Annotated in this window: 13 protein-coding genes; 4 read left to right on the forward strand and 9 right to left on the reverse strand. The window is 45.6% G+C overall.

All coding sequences use genetic code 11. The annotated features are described in order from the left end of the window. Positions 1-35: 35 nt before the first annotated feature. From L4D79_RS16655 to L4D79_RS16665, 3 genes are all read left to right on the forward strand, one after another. A complete protein-coding gene (locus tag L4D79_RS16655; RefSeq protein WP_428652696.1) occupies positions 36-1049 on the forward strand; it encodes a DUF2955 domain-containing protein in 1014 nt (337 codons plus the stop codon). Next, positions 1012-1479, forward strand: a complete 468-nt coding sequence (locus L4D79_RS16660; protein ID WP_428652697.1) for a MarR family winged helix-turn-helix transcriptional regulator — start codon at positions 1012-1014, stop codon at positions 1477-1479. The genes L4D79_RS16655 and L4D79_RS16660 overlap by 38 nt, the downstream gene beginning before the upstream one ends. Before the next feature lie 223 nt (positions 1480-1702). Then, a complete protein-coding gene (locus L4D79_RS16665) occupies positions 1703-1921 on the forward strand; it encodes a dodecin (protein ID WP_428652698.1) in 219 nt (72 codons plus the stop codon). 405 nt (positions 1922-2326) lie between these two features. Here L4D79_RS16665 and L4D79_RS16670 read toward each other — a convergent pair whose 3' ends face one another. Next, on the reverse strand, positions 2327-4090 hold the full coding sequence (locus tag L4D79_RS16670) for a glycerophosphodiester phosphodiesterase (protein WP_428652699.1): 1764 nt from the start codon (positions 4088-4090) through the stop codon (positions 2327-2329). A gap of 212 nt (positions 4091-4302) precedes the next feature. Next, complete coding sequence (locus L4D79_RS16675; RefSeq protein ID WP_428652700.1) at positions 4303-5262, reverse strand: nitrilase family protein; 960 nt, start codon at positions 5260-5262, stop codon at positions 4303-4305. Positions 5263-5363: 101 nt separating this feature from the next. On the opposite strand from L4D79_RS16675, the gene L4D79_RS16680 reads away from it, so the two are divergent. Next, on the forward strand, positions 5364-6227 hold the full coding sequence (locus L4D79_RS16680; protein ID WP_428652701.1) for a LysR family transcriptional regulator: 864 nt from the start codon (positions 5364-5366) through the stop codon (positions 6225-6227). Between the two features lie 43 nt (positions 6228-6270). On the opposite strand, the gene L4D79_RS16685 is transcribed toward L4D79_RS16680, so the two are convergent. The 7 genes from L4D79_RS16685 to ygeW all read right to left on the reverse strand — a co-directional run bounded on the left by L4D79_RS16685 (position 6271) and on the right by ygeW (position 15240). After that, positions 6271-6756 (reverse strand): nucleoside deaminase, encoded by a 486-nt coding sequence (locus tag L4D79_RS16685; protein WP_428652702.1) that lies wholly within the window; start codon positions 6754-6756, stop codon positions 6271-6273. After that, positions 6749-8068 (reverse strand): uracil-xanthine permease family protein, encoded by a 1320-nt coding sequence (locus tag L4D79_RS16690; RefSeq protein ID WP_428652703.1) that lies wholly within the window; start codon positions 8066-8068, stop codon positions 6749-6751. Before L4D79_RS16690 ends, L4D79_RS16685 begins: the two co-directional genes overlap by 8 nt. A 462-nt stretch (positions 8069-8530) precedes the next feature. Then, complete coding sequence (arcC, locus tag L4D79_RS16695) at positions 8531-9448, reverse strand: carbamate kinase (protein ID WP_428652704.1); 918 nt, start codon at positions 9446-9448, stop codon at positions 8531-8533. 94 nt (positions 9449-9542) lie between these two features. Next, a complete protein-coding gene (gene hydA / locus L4D79_RS16700) occupies positions 9543-11000 on the reverse strand; it encodes a dihydropyrimidinase (protein ID WP_428652705.1) in 1458 nt (485 codons plus the stop codon). A 304-nt stretch (positions 11001-11304) separates the two neighbouring features. After that, positions 11305-12516 (reverse strand): YgeY family selenium metabolism-linked hydrolase, encoded by a 1212-nt coding sequence (locus tag L4D79_RS16705; RefSeq protein ID WP_428652706.1) that lies wholly within the window; start codon positions 12514-12516, stop codon positions 11305-11307. Positions 12517-12660: 144 nt separating this feature from the next. After that, positions 12661-13863, reverse strand: a complete 1203-nt coding sequence (gene dpaL, locus L4D79_RS16710) for a diaminopropionate ammonia-lyase (RefSeq protein WP_428652707.1) — start codon at positions 13861-13863, stop codon at positions 12661-12663. Between the two features lie 189 nt (positions 13864-14052). Continuing rightward, a complete protein-coding gene (ygeW, locus tag L4D79_RS16715) occupies positions 14053-15240 on the reverse strand; it encodes a knotted carbamoyltransferase YgeW (protein ID WP_428652708.1) in 1188 nt (395 codons plus the stop codon). Between the last annotated feature and the right edge of the window lie 340 nt (positions 15241-15580).

A 15580-nucleotide genomic window follows, 5' to 3' on the forward strand; every position in this document is an offset into this window, starting at 1 on the left:
GAAGAAGTTACCAATATTCACTGACAGGGGGCGTTATGAGTAACGATGTTCGAGGACCTATAAACCGATCTGAAGTTGCGTGGATTACCGCAATTGTGTCGCTGGGTATGCTGGCACAGTTATGGTTACAGCTAGGCGTTACCGCATATCTGGCACTTTATCCAGTGATGGCTGCTACAAAGCTTAGTGATTATACCGTAAGGGGAATGCTCAAAGCATTCCTACCTATTTTGGCTGTCGCTTGTGTCGCACTGTTTATTGACCAGATATTTTCATCGCACCCCGCGGTCGTTTGGTGCATCAGTTTATGTTTTTTTGATCTCGCAAGAAGATGGGCGGACACACCAGCAAAGTTAGGGAAAATATATATCCCTTTACTAAATTGGTTTTTGGTTATTGTTTTCGCACAGCATAGCCCTATTGCGATGACAGATTGGGTGCGTGATATGGGGGTTAGTATGCTAACCACTATAGTCATCGTTAAATTCGTGATGCTATTTTTAACGCCACCAAAAGCAAATGTCTCAGCTCCTATGGTAAGTACGCCAGTAACTTATCAGACACGCGTAATATATGTCGTCATGCTAGGTATTGGCCTTGCTTTTTTAATGATGGTCAACCTGATTGCAGCAACGTTCTGTATGATGCCCATTATTGTCGCTGCGGCTCAAAGCCAACGAGTGAACTATGAAATGGTCATCCGAAATTGTTTGCAGGCGCATGTTGGCGGCTGTGCTCTGGCAATGGTCTTTATCAGCTTACTCGCGGGACAACATAGTTATAATTTGGTGTATATCGTGGGACTAACCAGTTTAGTTGCAATGATAGCGGTTTGGATCAGCGGCAGCCGTGGCGGTGTTCGAGCCATGCATAGTGAAGCCATGTTGGGAACCATGCTACCATTACAATTATACGTATCAGCATCCGATCTCGGCTTGCAAGATACTTACTTTCGTGCGAAATCAATGCTTTTTGTGTTGGCATTATTAGTTGTCTGCCAAGGAATTATTTATGGAAAATCAGCCAGCATCACCCATCACCGGAATTGAGAGCCTAGACACTAACCCGATGTTCCTTATGGGGCTAGCTTATAAACAGTTTCGCTCCCAAATCGCAACGGGAATGGGCGCAACCTCCAGTATTTCTCTTGAAATGTATGGGGCACTAAACGTGCTGTCGGAGCATGATAAAATAACGCAGCAAGAGTTAACTAACTATTTACTTCGAAATCGCTCTGTTACAAAGCGCTTGGTCGATAACGCCATTAAACTAGGGCTCGTTGTCGCAAGCAAGAGTGAAACAAATAAGAAAATTAAACTCCTCTCCCTCACAAAAGAAGGAAAAGAGTTAACCACACAATGTGCTCCGGTTGTAGATAGCATTAGCCAACAATTCCAAAGCTCTCTAAGTGAAGATGAAACTCAACAATTGCAACAGTTATTAGCAAAGCTCGTCAAAACGGACCAACTCGTGGACTAATACTGACATTCCAATCCCTATATAACAGAGACAAAAATACAAAGGGTCATTAAGTAATAGCGATCAATCCTGAAAGACACCTCTGTCAATTCTTGCTCCACCGCCCAGATATAGTTTTTCCACCGCAGGGCACCTAACCTTGGCTGCGGGCACACGGTGCTCCAGCATGAGGGAAGCCCAAAACAGACTACACTTAAAAAATTATTGATTTCAGGAGTCTCACATGACGGGTCACAATCATCATACCTACAAGAAAATGGAACTGGTTGGCTCATCTCCAGATGGCATTGAGGATGCAATCAACAACGCCATCGCGCGTGCTAACGAAACCGTTAAAAACATGCGCTGGTTTGAAGTGGTCGAAACCCGAGGCCATATCGAAGACGGAAAAGTCGCCCATTGGCAGGTGACCATCAAAATCGGATTTACATTAGAAGAGTAAGTGGGTGGCTGCTGGCTCTCCCACCTCAAGCCGGCAGCAACTCAATAAAGCTAAAGGCTGATTGGATATACCTAAAGATATAAAACCTCATAAAAGATATATCAAATCCTTACCGCTTCTATTGCTTGCCTCCACATTCCGTAACAATATCGGTACCAAGCGATTGTTAACTCTGTTGAATCCATTCAATGATTGCTAATTGTGTTTTCACCTATTTTAGATAAGTGACTGTCAGGGGAGTTTTTACTCCCCCTTTTTTTTAAGACCAAGATCGTATTACCTGGTAATTACCTGACAATCACCTTCCAGCCTCATTGAATGACATCAGTTTCTGTTACGACATTAAACAGTTGGGGCATTGGTATGTTTGCGCCCCTTTTTTTTGATTACAGCAACAATTCATATTCAGAGTAATAGCCAATGCCGCAAGGTGAGGAGTGCTCGCTCGGAAAAATCCATCTCTTTAATAACGGATTTGGTATCCAAAGCCAGTTTAGGCTCATCAGTTATAATGCCATCGACACCCAGCAAGTACAGCCGTTGCATGGCAGCCGCATTATTAATCGTCCAAACCAATACTTCTTGCTCTCGTTGCTGTATTTCTATTATTCGCCACGCATTTAGCCATTGATCGCTGATCATCAGCATATCCACTTCACGTTCGAGCTCAGATTCACCAACACTTGCCGCATAGATAAGCGCGTAACGAAGCTGTTCAGGCCGCGTTGATTCCATCATGCTCATCAGCCGTGCCAATAGCTCTGTATCAAGGCTCGACACAATCATCGCTTGCTGATAATTCGGCAACAGCTCTGCCATCGCCACAGCAAGGTCAAAGAGTTGGTTGTAGCGCTTTAATTCAATGTTGAATTCGATATCTTGGGCATAATTATCTAATAACTGCGTTAACAATGGCGGCGGTACGCGTTTTTTTTCCTGATAGGCTGCGACAATTTCTGAATAATTCGCGTCTTCAACCACCAAAGGGACACCCAGCATACGGCCTAGATCGCGGTCATGAAATACCACAACTTGCCCATCTTTAGTTACCTGCACATCGATTTCGGTGCTTTGGATCCCCAATGAAATTGAGTACTGTATACCCGCCTCACTATTTTCAGGATACTCAAAACCACCGCCGCGATGTGCAGTTACATAACCTGTAGCATCCGTTTGCAAGTGTCCGACGAAATGGCGTACATCTGAATAGCCATTGAATGCAGCAAATACAATAAACACCACCATGACGCAGCTAAGCAAAATACGGCGCTGGGTGTTTTGCATAAGCCCTGCAAAGCGCTCTTCTTCGTTGACTAGTTTGTGGCGTTTGGTCTGCAACCGTAACACGTAGTATTGACAGCTTGCATAGATAAACCTGTCGATAAAGCTCAATAGAAATCCAACGCCAATCAATAGAGCAGTGGCAACCATTAGCCATGGATAGCGTTCTGGATCATAAGTCGCCCAGTGCAGGATCGGTTCGAGCAGGAACAGGATACCCTTGGCGATGATCGCAATAATCGCTACCCTACCGAACAACCAGGCGAGATGGCCCAATAAGATATGTGGATAAATCCCCTGGCTTAATCGCTGAGCTTGCTTGAACAGCTGCCACTGGGAGCAGTTTTGAAACAGGCTGAGCGGTAGTGCGAGCCACCAGCTTGCCCAGTAGCGAAGAACCAACAACACAATCGGCAAGGTGATCAAAACCAATAAGCCAACTGCCAGCCACAGTGAGCTCATTTGATGGCTAAGGTAATAATTGATATCCCAGTCATTGAGCATTAACCCGTAGATCCAGCGCCCGCACCACACCAAGGTAGACAACAGCAAACTGATCCCGACTGATTGTGCGAGTAAAACCTTAGCAACCCGAAAGCTACGCTGAAGGATCAGCCCGAACGTATCCAATATCGACCGTTTACCCAGATCATGTTGGGCGAGCAAGATGCTAATGGTTGAGTGTTCGACGAAGAAGGCAAAACTCAGCTGGGTAATAAACCATAAGCTGAGAAAAAAGCCGGCAGGAGAGAGAAAGAAGGCCAGTAACTCCTGGTTGGCAATCGCACTTACACCATGAAAGGCCATCAACTTGGAACTGACCCATATATCGAGAGGGACAAACAAGGTAAGCAGTGCACATCGCACAAAGAGGAAACTGGTCAGCATCTGCAAACCACTGGTTCTGAGTCGGTGCCAAATGAAATATAAAATGTGCCGACCGCGATGGAAAATTGCGCTACTCAAAAGTTGTTTCGCCGAGGTTGAATTCTGATTATTAAGGGTATGATAACACCGGAGATGATCGAATAGTCAGTACAGATACTTAATGACTATTCGATGTTTTGAGAATATTGGCTGAATTGGCAATCTATTACCGGCTACTTTTCTGAGAACCTCGCCTGATGGGGATCCAATTCATGCCCAAGCGCCTTTGTTAAAGGGTGATAGAGATCAGGGCGACGTCCACGGATCCAGCGCTTTCCTGTACACATTTCTAACTCTTTCGCTTGCAAAGTTGTGACGATCATGTCGTTTTCGACACTATCTGTTTCGACAAGAATTTCTCCATATGGATTCAGAATCATTGCATTACCCGTTCTGACTTCATCCATATCGACCCCAACACCATTACTGAATATAAGAAATAAGCCGTTGTCATGCGCTCGGGCCGGTAGCCAACGCAGTAACCACTCCCGTCCTTTTTTCCCCTGCATCTCAGCACGAATCGCCTCAGGATTGCTGGCACGGTTATGCCATAAATCAGGGTCTATAAGTCCCATTGCATTTGGGCTTCTAGAGTTACAGCCACCAGTTTGATGGGGTGCTATTAAGATGTGTGCCCCTTTAAGTGCGGTAATGCGTACATTCTCAACTAGGTTATTATCCCAACAAATCAAGATCCCAACCTTACATCCGTGTGGAGTATCCACTACCGTATACTCATTTCCACTGTTCATATACGGGCTAACGAAGGTGTGTAATTTGCGGTGCTTTACCGCTTTACCATCAGGCATAGCCAAAACAAACGTGTTATATAGTTTTCCGTCCTCACCCTGCTCAATTAACCCAGCACCGATACTCATATTATGTGCTTTTGACAATGCCAACAGTGATTGTGTAGAAGGGCCTTGTGGAATGGGCTCTGCCAAGCCTTCAATCTCTTGCTTGCTCAGCTTAGAAACGTGCCAATAACCAGTAATACACATCTCAGGAAAGACAATGATCTCCACCTGTTCGCTACTGGCCTTAGCGACGTAGTGTTCGATAACAGAAAGGTTATATTTATTGTTGTTGGCATGATGGTTAAATTGCACAGAGGCAACACGGATATCTCTCATACTTAACTCGTTCTTGTCCTTTGCTTTGTGATGAAGCCAGTTTAGAAAATACTTTCCATTCCTTATAATGAAAGAAACTCAATCTTCAATGAGTAATTGGAATGAATCATGACCAATTGCAAGCTTTTTGCCAGCTTGCACAAGATGGAAATTATCGGATAGCTTCTGAACATTTATTTATCACCCAATCAGCTCTGACCAAAAAAATCCAACGCCTAGAGGAATACCTCAATACTGAACTTTTCCAGCGTGGCCGGCAGGGTGCAAAATTAACACCTATCGGTGAGGTGCTACTTCCTGAAGCCCAGCAATTGGTGAAAAGCATGATGAGCTTCGAAGGGCTATCACGTTTAGTTGTCGAAGGCGCTCGTGGCTATTTAAAAATTGGCTTTGGTGTGTCGACTTACCATCAAGCACCAACATACATTGCTGAGTTCAAGCAGCATTATCCCAAAGTGAATATTACCCTCAACGATATTCCTTCCGAGAAGCAAAGAGAAAGCCTGTTAAACGACGAGTTGCAACTTAGCTTCAATCGTTTACCCGTTGAGCCACCTCTTAAAGCCGTAAAGCTATATTGCGATCACTTGGTGGTCGCAATCCATAAAGATGAGTTAATTCATGAAAAGAAGCTTTGGGATTCCTTATCTAATTACCCATACTTACAACTAAACCCTTCCAGAGGCCCTGGCCTTAGCCAACAAATTAAAACGTTCTTATTCGCCCAACAACGTAACCTTAAAGTAGAACAAGAGGCGGACGATATTCTTACTTTGCTAGCATTAGTCTCTGCACGTTTGGGTTATACCATTGTAACTGCCAGCACTCAGGTAATTAGTCAGCCAAACATTCGGTTTATCCCCCTACCAGGGGATCATACAAGCTGGGAAGTCGGTGTGATTTGGAATGGACGCAAGCCTAATCCGTTAGTGACTAAATTCATTGAACTCATTGAGCAACATTAATGAATGAACAGAAGCGGCTACCTTTGGTAACCGCTCCTGTGCTTTAATCCCAAAAGCCTATATGAGGCTCTATTATTTCTTTCTGTAGGGTTTCAGAAGCAACTGGGCCGACGACTGATATCTCTTTTTGACCTTTAGCAATAACATCCCTACAGGGCAAATCGAAAGTGGGGTTCTTTTCATTGCTGCCGGTTAGTTCAAGCAATTGACGCTCATCAATACCGTAAACAATATTACCTATATTGGCCCAGTAAATGGCACCAGTACACATCGCACAAGGCTCAGCAGTTGTATAAAGCGTTGTGTTCCATAGAAACTCTTTTGAGAACTTTTTACCCGCATATTTTGCGACCGTCGTTTCAGCATGGCCCGTGATGTCTTTTTCAGTCACTTCAATGTTGCCTGACTCTATTAAGATGTTGCCACTTGAGTCTGCCAGCAAGGCTCCAAAAGGGTTATTTCCGCTTGCAACCGACTCTTTTGAGAGCTCAACACACCTTTTGAGTAGTTTTTCAGTAATTTCATTCATTATTACTTTCCTTTTTGTAGTTAAAAACTGTATTTAGTAATATGGCTGTAAAACACACCATAAATAATCCATTGCTTAATAACATTCCTAAGCTTGCAGGAAGGGAGTCAAATAGACCATTAGAGAACGTTGCACCGACTCCCACAGAAATGCTCGTCCCAATTATTGTAAAGTTATTATTTTCATTTAATTTCACGGTTGAAAGTATTGCTATCCCGGCACTGGTAATCACACCAAACAATGCTAATGTTGCCCCCCCTATTACAGCATTGGGTATAGCGGTAATGAGCATAGAAAACTTTGGACATAATGCTAAAACAATGAGTAAAAGACTCATTGCCTGAATAACCCTTCGGCTTTTCACGCCTGTTATCTTTAAAAGACCAACATTTTCATTAAACATGGTTGAAGGCGAAGAATTAAGGCCCCCTGAAATAATTTGTGATAATGCTACCGCTCGCAGTCCATTGACTTTTGTCGTTATCGTAATATTCGTATTGTAAAGTTCACCAACAATTGAATAGACACCTATACATTGAATAAAGTTAGTAATACAGAATATTGTTAAAATAATGATTGAAGGTAAATGAAACTCGGGAAGGCCAAAGTGAAATGGAGTTATAAAAGCGAACCAAGGCGCATTATTTACTCCCGTTAAGTCAAGCATACCAAAAGGAACTGAAATAATTGTACCAGCTACGATACCAACCAGTAATGAAATATTCTTGATGAATCCTTTGCCAAAATGCCCGGTAAATAACGTTATTATTAAGACTAAGAAGCCTAAGAATAGGTTATCGATAGAACCAAAATTTGGATTTCCATAACCACCACCAACATTCGCCAGTGCAAGAGGAGCTAGATAAATGCCAATTAAAGTGACGAAGGACCCCACGACAACCGGAGGAAATAGCTGTACGATCCGATCAAATCTCATTGATATTGCAAACATCAAAAATCCTGCACCAATGACCGAGCCAAACATAGTCGCTAAACCGTGTTCATTTCCAATCATAATCATTGCACCAAGCGGAGCAAATGCCGAACCTAATACGATTGGAAGTCTAGAACCAACCATCGGAATAATAGAATAGACTTGTAAAGCTGTTGCTATTGCACTGGTTAACAGTGAGGCGGCGATTAAAAATGATGTCGATTCCGCATCTAAATTTAATCCACTGGCTAAAATTATCGGTACAGCAATAGTGCCTGGCACCATTGTAAGTATGTGCTGTAATGCAGTTAAAAATCTGACTGACGTTGTCGTTTTTTCATCAAAAACGTCATTGACTATACCTTCTTGACTTTTCATAAATAAAGGGGTCATTACTACCTCTCGGAATTCAGCCCAAAAAAAACGGCGCTAAGGCCGTTTTTCTTACAATATCGGCCCTTCGAAGGTGAGTAGATGCTATCTACCTAACGAGTGCCTTCATCCGCCGATACGTCTTTATTTATTTCATGTTGCAATTAGAACAGTATTTATTCAACACCATCATTGAAATATTGCTTCAAGCATCACATATATATTTTATATTTGTTGTTCATTTCATTTTTAGATGTAATGTTCGTTATCATCAGTTATTTTATGTTAGAGACTCTTTATCGTTAAATGATATCAGCAAGCAATATTTTTATAATAAACGATTATAAATAATTTATTATCGTTCTCATCTGGACGAATATCACTTATGTTATTCGACACAAATAAAAACTGCAACCCAAGTCATTGGGTTGCAGTTATATAAGTAAATGAAAGTGAAACCACTAGCATCTACGCACTAACACAGGTCCCTGCTTTTTCAGCCAGTACATCCAGCCCTTCTTCCAAGGCGCCGATATAAGCTCTACCGCCGAACTGGGCAAAGTCGGCTGCGGCTTCTACTTTCGGCCCCATTGAACCAGCAGGGAATTGGTATTCACTCAACTGTGTCGGGGTTGTTGCCCTCAAGGCACGCTGGTTTTCTGTGCCCCAATCTAGGTAAACCGCGTCGGCATCGGTTAGAATCAATAGCTTGTCGGCTTTAAGCTGCTTGGCTAGTAAGGTGGCAGACAGATCTTTGTCGATCACCCCTTCTACCCCAGTGAAGCCGTAGTCTGTTTTACGCACAGGGATCCCGCCGCCACCGCAGCAAATGACTATCTCACCAGCATTTAACAACGTTTCGATCGATTTCTTATCGAGAATATTGAGTGGCTTTGGCGATGGCACAACACGGCGAACAAACTCACCATCACGTTTCATGGTCCAGTTATTCGCTTCCGCTAGAATACCCGCTTCTTCTTCGTTATAGACCGGCCCAACAAACTTGGTTGGATCCAGCATACTCGGATCATTCGGATCAACTTCGATGCGGGTAAGCAGACTGGTGACTTCTGTTTCTGGCATCAAGTTTTGCAGCTCTTGCGCCAGCATATAACCGATCATGCCTTCACTTTCGGCACCCAGTACATCCAGTGGGTAAGGTTGAACCTTGTCATAGGCCAGATTCTGTAGGGCCAATAAGCCTACCTGAGGCCCGTTACCATGAACAATCGCCACCTGGTATTCCTTGGCAATTTCCGCAATCGCTTTGGCGGCAATCTTGATATTAGCTAGCTGGTTGGTAAAACTTGGTGCGTCGCCACGGCGCAACAGCGCATTTCCCCCTAGGGCGACAACGGCAGTACTCTTCTTGGTTGGGGTGTTCATAATTACTCCTTGAATTATCCTTGTTATTTCGGGGCTACTCCCCCTACCCGCTCGACAATGATCTAAACCAGATCTTCTCTTGAGCTATTGAGGCTTATAACGCACTGGCATCGAACGGTTTTCGGCGAATAAAGCGGCCATTCCCGGCTTTCCCCGTAAATTCGCCATTACACGCAACAACGTCGCCACGACTGACGGTCATTACCGGCCAGCCTTGGGTTTGGATACCTTCAAACGGGGTATAATCTGCGTTGTCGTGCATTAAATCGTGGGTAATCGTGACGTGCTGTTCTGGGTCAAACAGCACCAAATCGGCATCCGATCCCGCCTGCAACGCCCCTTTCTGTGGATAGAGGCCAAACAACTTGGCAGGTAGATAACTGGTTAACTCAACAAAGCGGCTCGGGCTGAGGCGGCCTTTCATCACGCCTTCGGAAAAGAGCAGCGGCATACGAGTTTCAACGCCGGGCATGCCATTTGGACAGGCACTGAAATTATCTTTACCACGCTGTTTTTGCTCGTGATAGGTAAATGCACAATGGTCGGTAGCAACAGTGTCGATACTGCCATCCACTAGCCCCAGCCAGAGCTTCTCACGCTCTACCGACGGACGCAGTGGCGGACTTAGAATGTACTTCAGCGCATCTTCCCGCTCGTAACAACTCTCATCGAGCATCAGATATTGCGGGCAGGTTTCAACCCACACTGGTTGATGGTTATCACGCGCCAGGCGGGTGTAATCTAGACCCAGTCCATTAGAAAGATGGACAATATACAGCGGGGCATCACCCGCAAGCTTGGCAAGGTTGATCATCCGGGCAATGGCTTCCGCTTCACATTCCAGCGGGCGGCTCACAGCATGGTATTTAGGTTCAGTCTTGCCTTGCTCAAGCAATTGCGAACGTCGCAAGGCAATCGCTGCATCGTTCTCGGGATGGACAGTTGCCAGCGCACCAACTTGTTTCAGCTGCATCAACGCCTTCAGCACTTCTTCATCATCAAGCTTATAGCCGTAGGTAAGATACAACTTGAAGCTGGAAATGCCCTCTTTTTCTACCATCGACGCCATTTCACCGAGGATGTCATCATTGACATGCTGGATCACCCCATGGAAGCTGTAATCAATCGCTGCTGTTTCCTTGGCATATTGCTGGTAGACATCAAGCTGATGATGGAGGCTACATCCTTTAGGGCCAAACCCCATGTGGTCAACCACCATAGTGGTGCCGCCACAGGCTGCCGATCGGGTTCCGGAAAAAAAGTCATCGCAGCTGCGGGCGATACCCACATCGATGTTGAAGTGGGTATGAACATCTATGCCGCCCGGCATCACATATAAACCAGCAGCTTCGATAATTTCACACTGCTTGGGGATGATGTGGATTTCAGGGGCAATATCGGCGATCTTGCCGTCTACAATAAGGATGTCGGCCTTTTGAGCCTGCAAGTGATCGACCACTATCCCTTGGCGGATCAACATTGTCCCCGGACGGGGCTGCGTCAAAATGGCCGCTTGGGACTCTGATGTTTTTTTCGAAGCCGCTGAAAACATATTCTATTCCTTCGATTTACTCTCTGCCTTACAGCAAACCCAATCAAGGGCTTTGTTCTTATTAACTGTTTATTTTGCCCACTAAGGTCTTCAACTCGAACTCATGGACAAAAGAAACAGAAAACACCTGCCTATATAGCCACGCTACTTCAAGATGCAGGGTTCAGAGGTAGCTTGGGTATAAACAAGAAATCCATCCTGGGGGGGATATGTGGCCAACGTTAGGCAGAGCGGTTGGCGCCCCCAGGACGGAAAGGGTGGACAGGTAGAGCATAGAGAGCGTAATGCCCTACTCGTCACGTTTTTACTTCTTCAGCTCTTTTAGGTACATCTGAGGAATAACAGCGTACATTGCTGCACAAGTGACTAGGTGATCTTTCCAAGTCTTCTCGTTTGGCGCGTGAGCTTCTGGCTCTTTACCAGGACCGAAACCAATCACTGGGATACCGTAGCGGCCCATGATAGAAACACCATTGGTAGAGAAGGTCCACTTATCAACAGTTGGTTTCTTGTCGAACAGTAGCTCGTAAGAGGCTTCTAGCGTCTTAGTGGCAACATGCTCTTCATCGATAACCCAAGCAGGGAAGTAACACTCGGTTGGGTAAACCAAGCCGGTGTACGCTGGGCGGTCGTAGTCATACATAGACACCTTGCCACCGAATTTTTTAACAGATTCCAGCTCTTCGATTTCCTTGATTGCACCTTCCCATGTTTCACCCCAAGTCAAACGGCGGTCAATGGAAACAGCACAGCTATCAGCAACCGCACAGCGACTTGGTGAAGTAAAGAACACTTCAGAAACAGTTAATGTGCCTTTGCCTAGGAATGGGTCATCACCAAGGTTGGCAGACAACTTCTCGATATCGCTTAGCATATGGCCCATCTTGAAAATAGCGTTGTCACCACGCTCTGGGGCAGAGCCGTGACAGCTCACACCTGAAACATCAACACGAATTTCCATACGGCCACGCTGACCACGGTAAATCTGACAATCTGTTGGCTCTGTGGATACCACAAACTCAGGGCGGATGTTGCTTTCCTGGATGATGTACTGCCAGCACAGGCCGTCACAGTCTTCTTCTTGAACTGTACCGGTAACTAACAGGGTGTATTCGTCTTCTAGGCCTAGATCTTTGATGATCTTACCGGCGTAAACCATAGACGCCATACCGCCTTCCTGATCCGATGCACCACGGCCACCGATCACTTCGTCATCTTCCATACCTTCATATGGGTCGAAGTTCCAGTTTTCCATGTTGCCGACACCCACGGTATCGATATGTGCATCCATCGCAATGAGGTGAGGGCCGTGACCAATCCAGCCCAGTACGTTGCCCATTGGGTCGATTTCCACTTTGTCAAAACCGACTTTTTCCATTTCTTCTTTAATGCGCAGTACTACTTTTTCTTCATCACAACTTTCACTTGGGATAGCAATCATGTCACGAAGGAAGCGGGTCATATCCGCTTTGTATTCTTGGGCTTTTTCCAGTACTTGGGCAAATGGGACATTCATTATAATTCTCCTTGAACCGAGCGGTGGTCATCACACTCGGTATGATCGATTTTCACGGCACCCTGTCTTTTGATGACACCAACAAGGCACAAAATTAAAAAGGTTTGTTTTCAGGCATTGCGCTAACTAGCAAAAAATAAACGGTCAAACAGTTTGATGCTTACCGCCCCACACTACTTCACGATAATGGACAGGGTCGGTATCCCCTTCGGTGTTAATCAGCAGCACGACCGAGTCTTTGTTGAGACCCAGTTTTTCCATCAGCTTGTCTTTTTCTGGATGGAAGTGCACTGCAGCAAGTAAACCAGCACCGACAGCACCTGACTCACCAGAAACCACCCTTGGATCGCTGCCTAGCGGGTTGCCTAAAACGCGCATACCGAGTGCCGCGACACTGTCTTGGCAAGAAACAAACTGGGTAGAGCAATCGCGAAGAACAGGCCAGCCAATAGGGTTTGGCTCACCGCAGGCCAAGCCGACCATGATGGTGGCAAGATCGCCATCGACATTGATCATTTCACCTTTTTCACTGATACCAGAACGGTAGATACAGTCAGCTTGATCCGGCTCGACAACAACTGAGTGCAATTTATCAGGTCCGTACTGGTCACAAAGGTAGCCAAGCACGCCACCGGCCATCGCACCGACGCCTGCTTGAAGGAAAACGTGAGTCGGACGTTCAACAGCCATGGCTTTCATTTGATCAACGGCTTCTGCCGCCATGGTGGTGTAACCTTGCATGATCCAGGTAGGGATTTCGGTATACCCTTCCCATGCAGTGTCTTGCACCACTTTCCAACCGTTTTCATCGGCTGTTTTAATGGCAAGGCGCACGGTATCGTCATAGTTCATATCGGTGACAATACATTCGGCACCCAAGGCACGAATATTGTTAACACGCTCATCAGCTGCGCCTTTTGGCATGTACACCACGGCTTTCTGACCGAGCTTATTGGCAGCCCACGCAACACCGCGGCCATGATTGCCATCGGTTGCGGTTGCGAAGGTCATTTTTTCGGTGATGTCGTTTTTCAGCTTGCCGAAATCAAAAGCATTGATATCGAGCTTGAACTCATCACACAGCAGGCGGGCAATCGCATATGCGCCCCCCAGCATTTTGAAAGCATTCAAATCGAAGCGGTAGGCTTCATCTTTAACCAGGACTTTTCCAACACCTATTGCTTTGGCCAGGCCATCGAGAGAGTGCAATGGTGTCGGTTGGTATCCTTCCACAGCTTGGTGGAAAGCACGGGCTTTTTCCGCCTCGGCGGCGGTGAATAGTGGAGAAAGCTGACCGTTATAGTGGCGGTTATCGGCGATCTCCATTTTTAGAGTGAACGTAGACACGACCAGACCTCGTAAAAATAAGAGAAAGAAAAAAGCGGGGGTTTATTAAATAACCCAAGGGTATTCCCCCCGCTAGTGGGCTAGCATGACCCAAGCATAAAGATACAGATAGATCGACTAGGTTTTCCCTGCCCTGCTAACACCTAGAAAGTATCGTCAAGGCAGGTGAAAGTGAGTAATGCGACAGCGTTATTTAACGCGCTTCTTCGCATCGTTCAGCAGCTCTTGCAGGATAAGACCTGGCTCCTGGTATTTACGGTTCATGATCATGGCCGCAATCACATATGGCTTCCAGCTGGCTTCCTTGTAAGTCGCAATGCGGTATTTCTCAAATACCGACTCTTCCACTTCGCCTTCCTCACAAGACACACCGGTGATATCCGCTGGTAGACAGTGCATGTATAATGCTTCGCCTGCCTTGGTCAGCTTCATCATTTCTTCTGTGCAATGCCAATCTTTATGGTTGGCATTCTGCGCCAGACATTCTTGTTCCAGTGCTTTCAGACCATCATGGTCGTTAGCACGTAGCAGTTCGGTACGGCGGCCCATGACTTGGTAAGGCGCCCAAGATTTTGGATACACGATATCGGCATCTTCGAATGCTTCTTCCATGCTGGCAACTTGAGTAAAGCTACCGCCAGATGCTTCCGCATTCTTACGCGCTTCTTCCACCACTTCAGGGATCAGGTCATAGCCTTCAGGGTGAGCCAGCGTAACGTCCATACCAAAACGGGTCATCAGGCCGATAATACCCTGAGGTACTGACAGTGGTTTACCGTAGCTTGGCGAGTAAGCCCATGTCATGGCGATTTTCTTACCTTTCAGCTTATCCAAGCCACCGAAGTGTTCTTCCAACCATGCCAAGTCAGCCATAGACTGGGTTGGGTGGTCGATATCACACTGTAGGTTAACCAGTGCAGGACGATGAGGTAGCACGCCTTCTTTCACACCGTCATCCAGTGCCGCACCGACTTCACGCATGTAGGCATTACCCGCGCCTAGGTACATATCGTCACGAATACCGATGGCGTCAGCGCAGAAAGAGATCATGTTGGCTGTTTCACGGACGGTTTCACCGTGAGCGATTTGCGATTTGCCTTCATCCAAATCCTGCTGGGCAAGACCTAGCATGTTGATGGCTGAAGCATATGAGAAGCGAGTACGGGTTGAGTTATCACGGAATAGGGAAATTCCGAGGCCATTGTTAAACACGTTAGTGGCAATATTTTCCTGACGCATCGCTTTTAGGGCTTGGGCCGTTTTCAATACACGTTCAAGCTCTTCCGGGGTTTGCTCCCACGTCAACAAAAAGTCTTTGTCATGTAGTTCAGATTTTAGCTCGTTAATTTCCTTGATAAGTTCGTTAATGCTCTTCATGATTTATTCCCGGTTTCAATTGTTATTCTTCCCTGGCAGCGCATTACATCACTGACCAGCGACTTAATGGTTTATGACAGCCTTTAGCATTGCTCAATCAGCAGTCATTCTTTGGTTTTTTATTTAAGGCATTGAGATTGCAGGCAAAAGGTAAAGTGTCTATTAATCTTCAGGCTTAAATTAAGGGTTAACAAAGTTATATGATTTCGTACTTAATTAACTAACAATCAATAACTGTGCCAAAAGTCGTTTTACGGAAAATAATTTATCTTCCCTCTTCTACAGGCCGCATTCACAAAGGGTTTAACTCGTCATATTCATTTTTTGAAAACCACGATAA

It is taken from the genome of Photobacterium satsumensis, from assembly GCF_050336935.1.
GTDB lineage: Bacteria > Pseudomonadota > Gammaproteobacteria > Enterobacterales > Vibrionaceae > Photobacterium > Photobacterium satsumensis.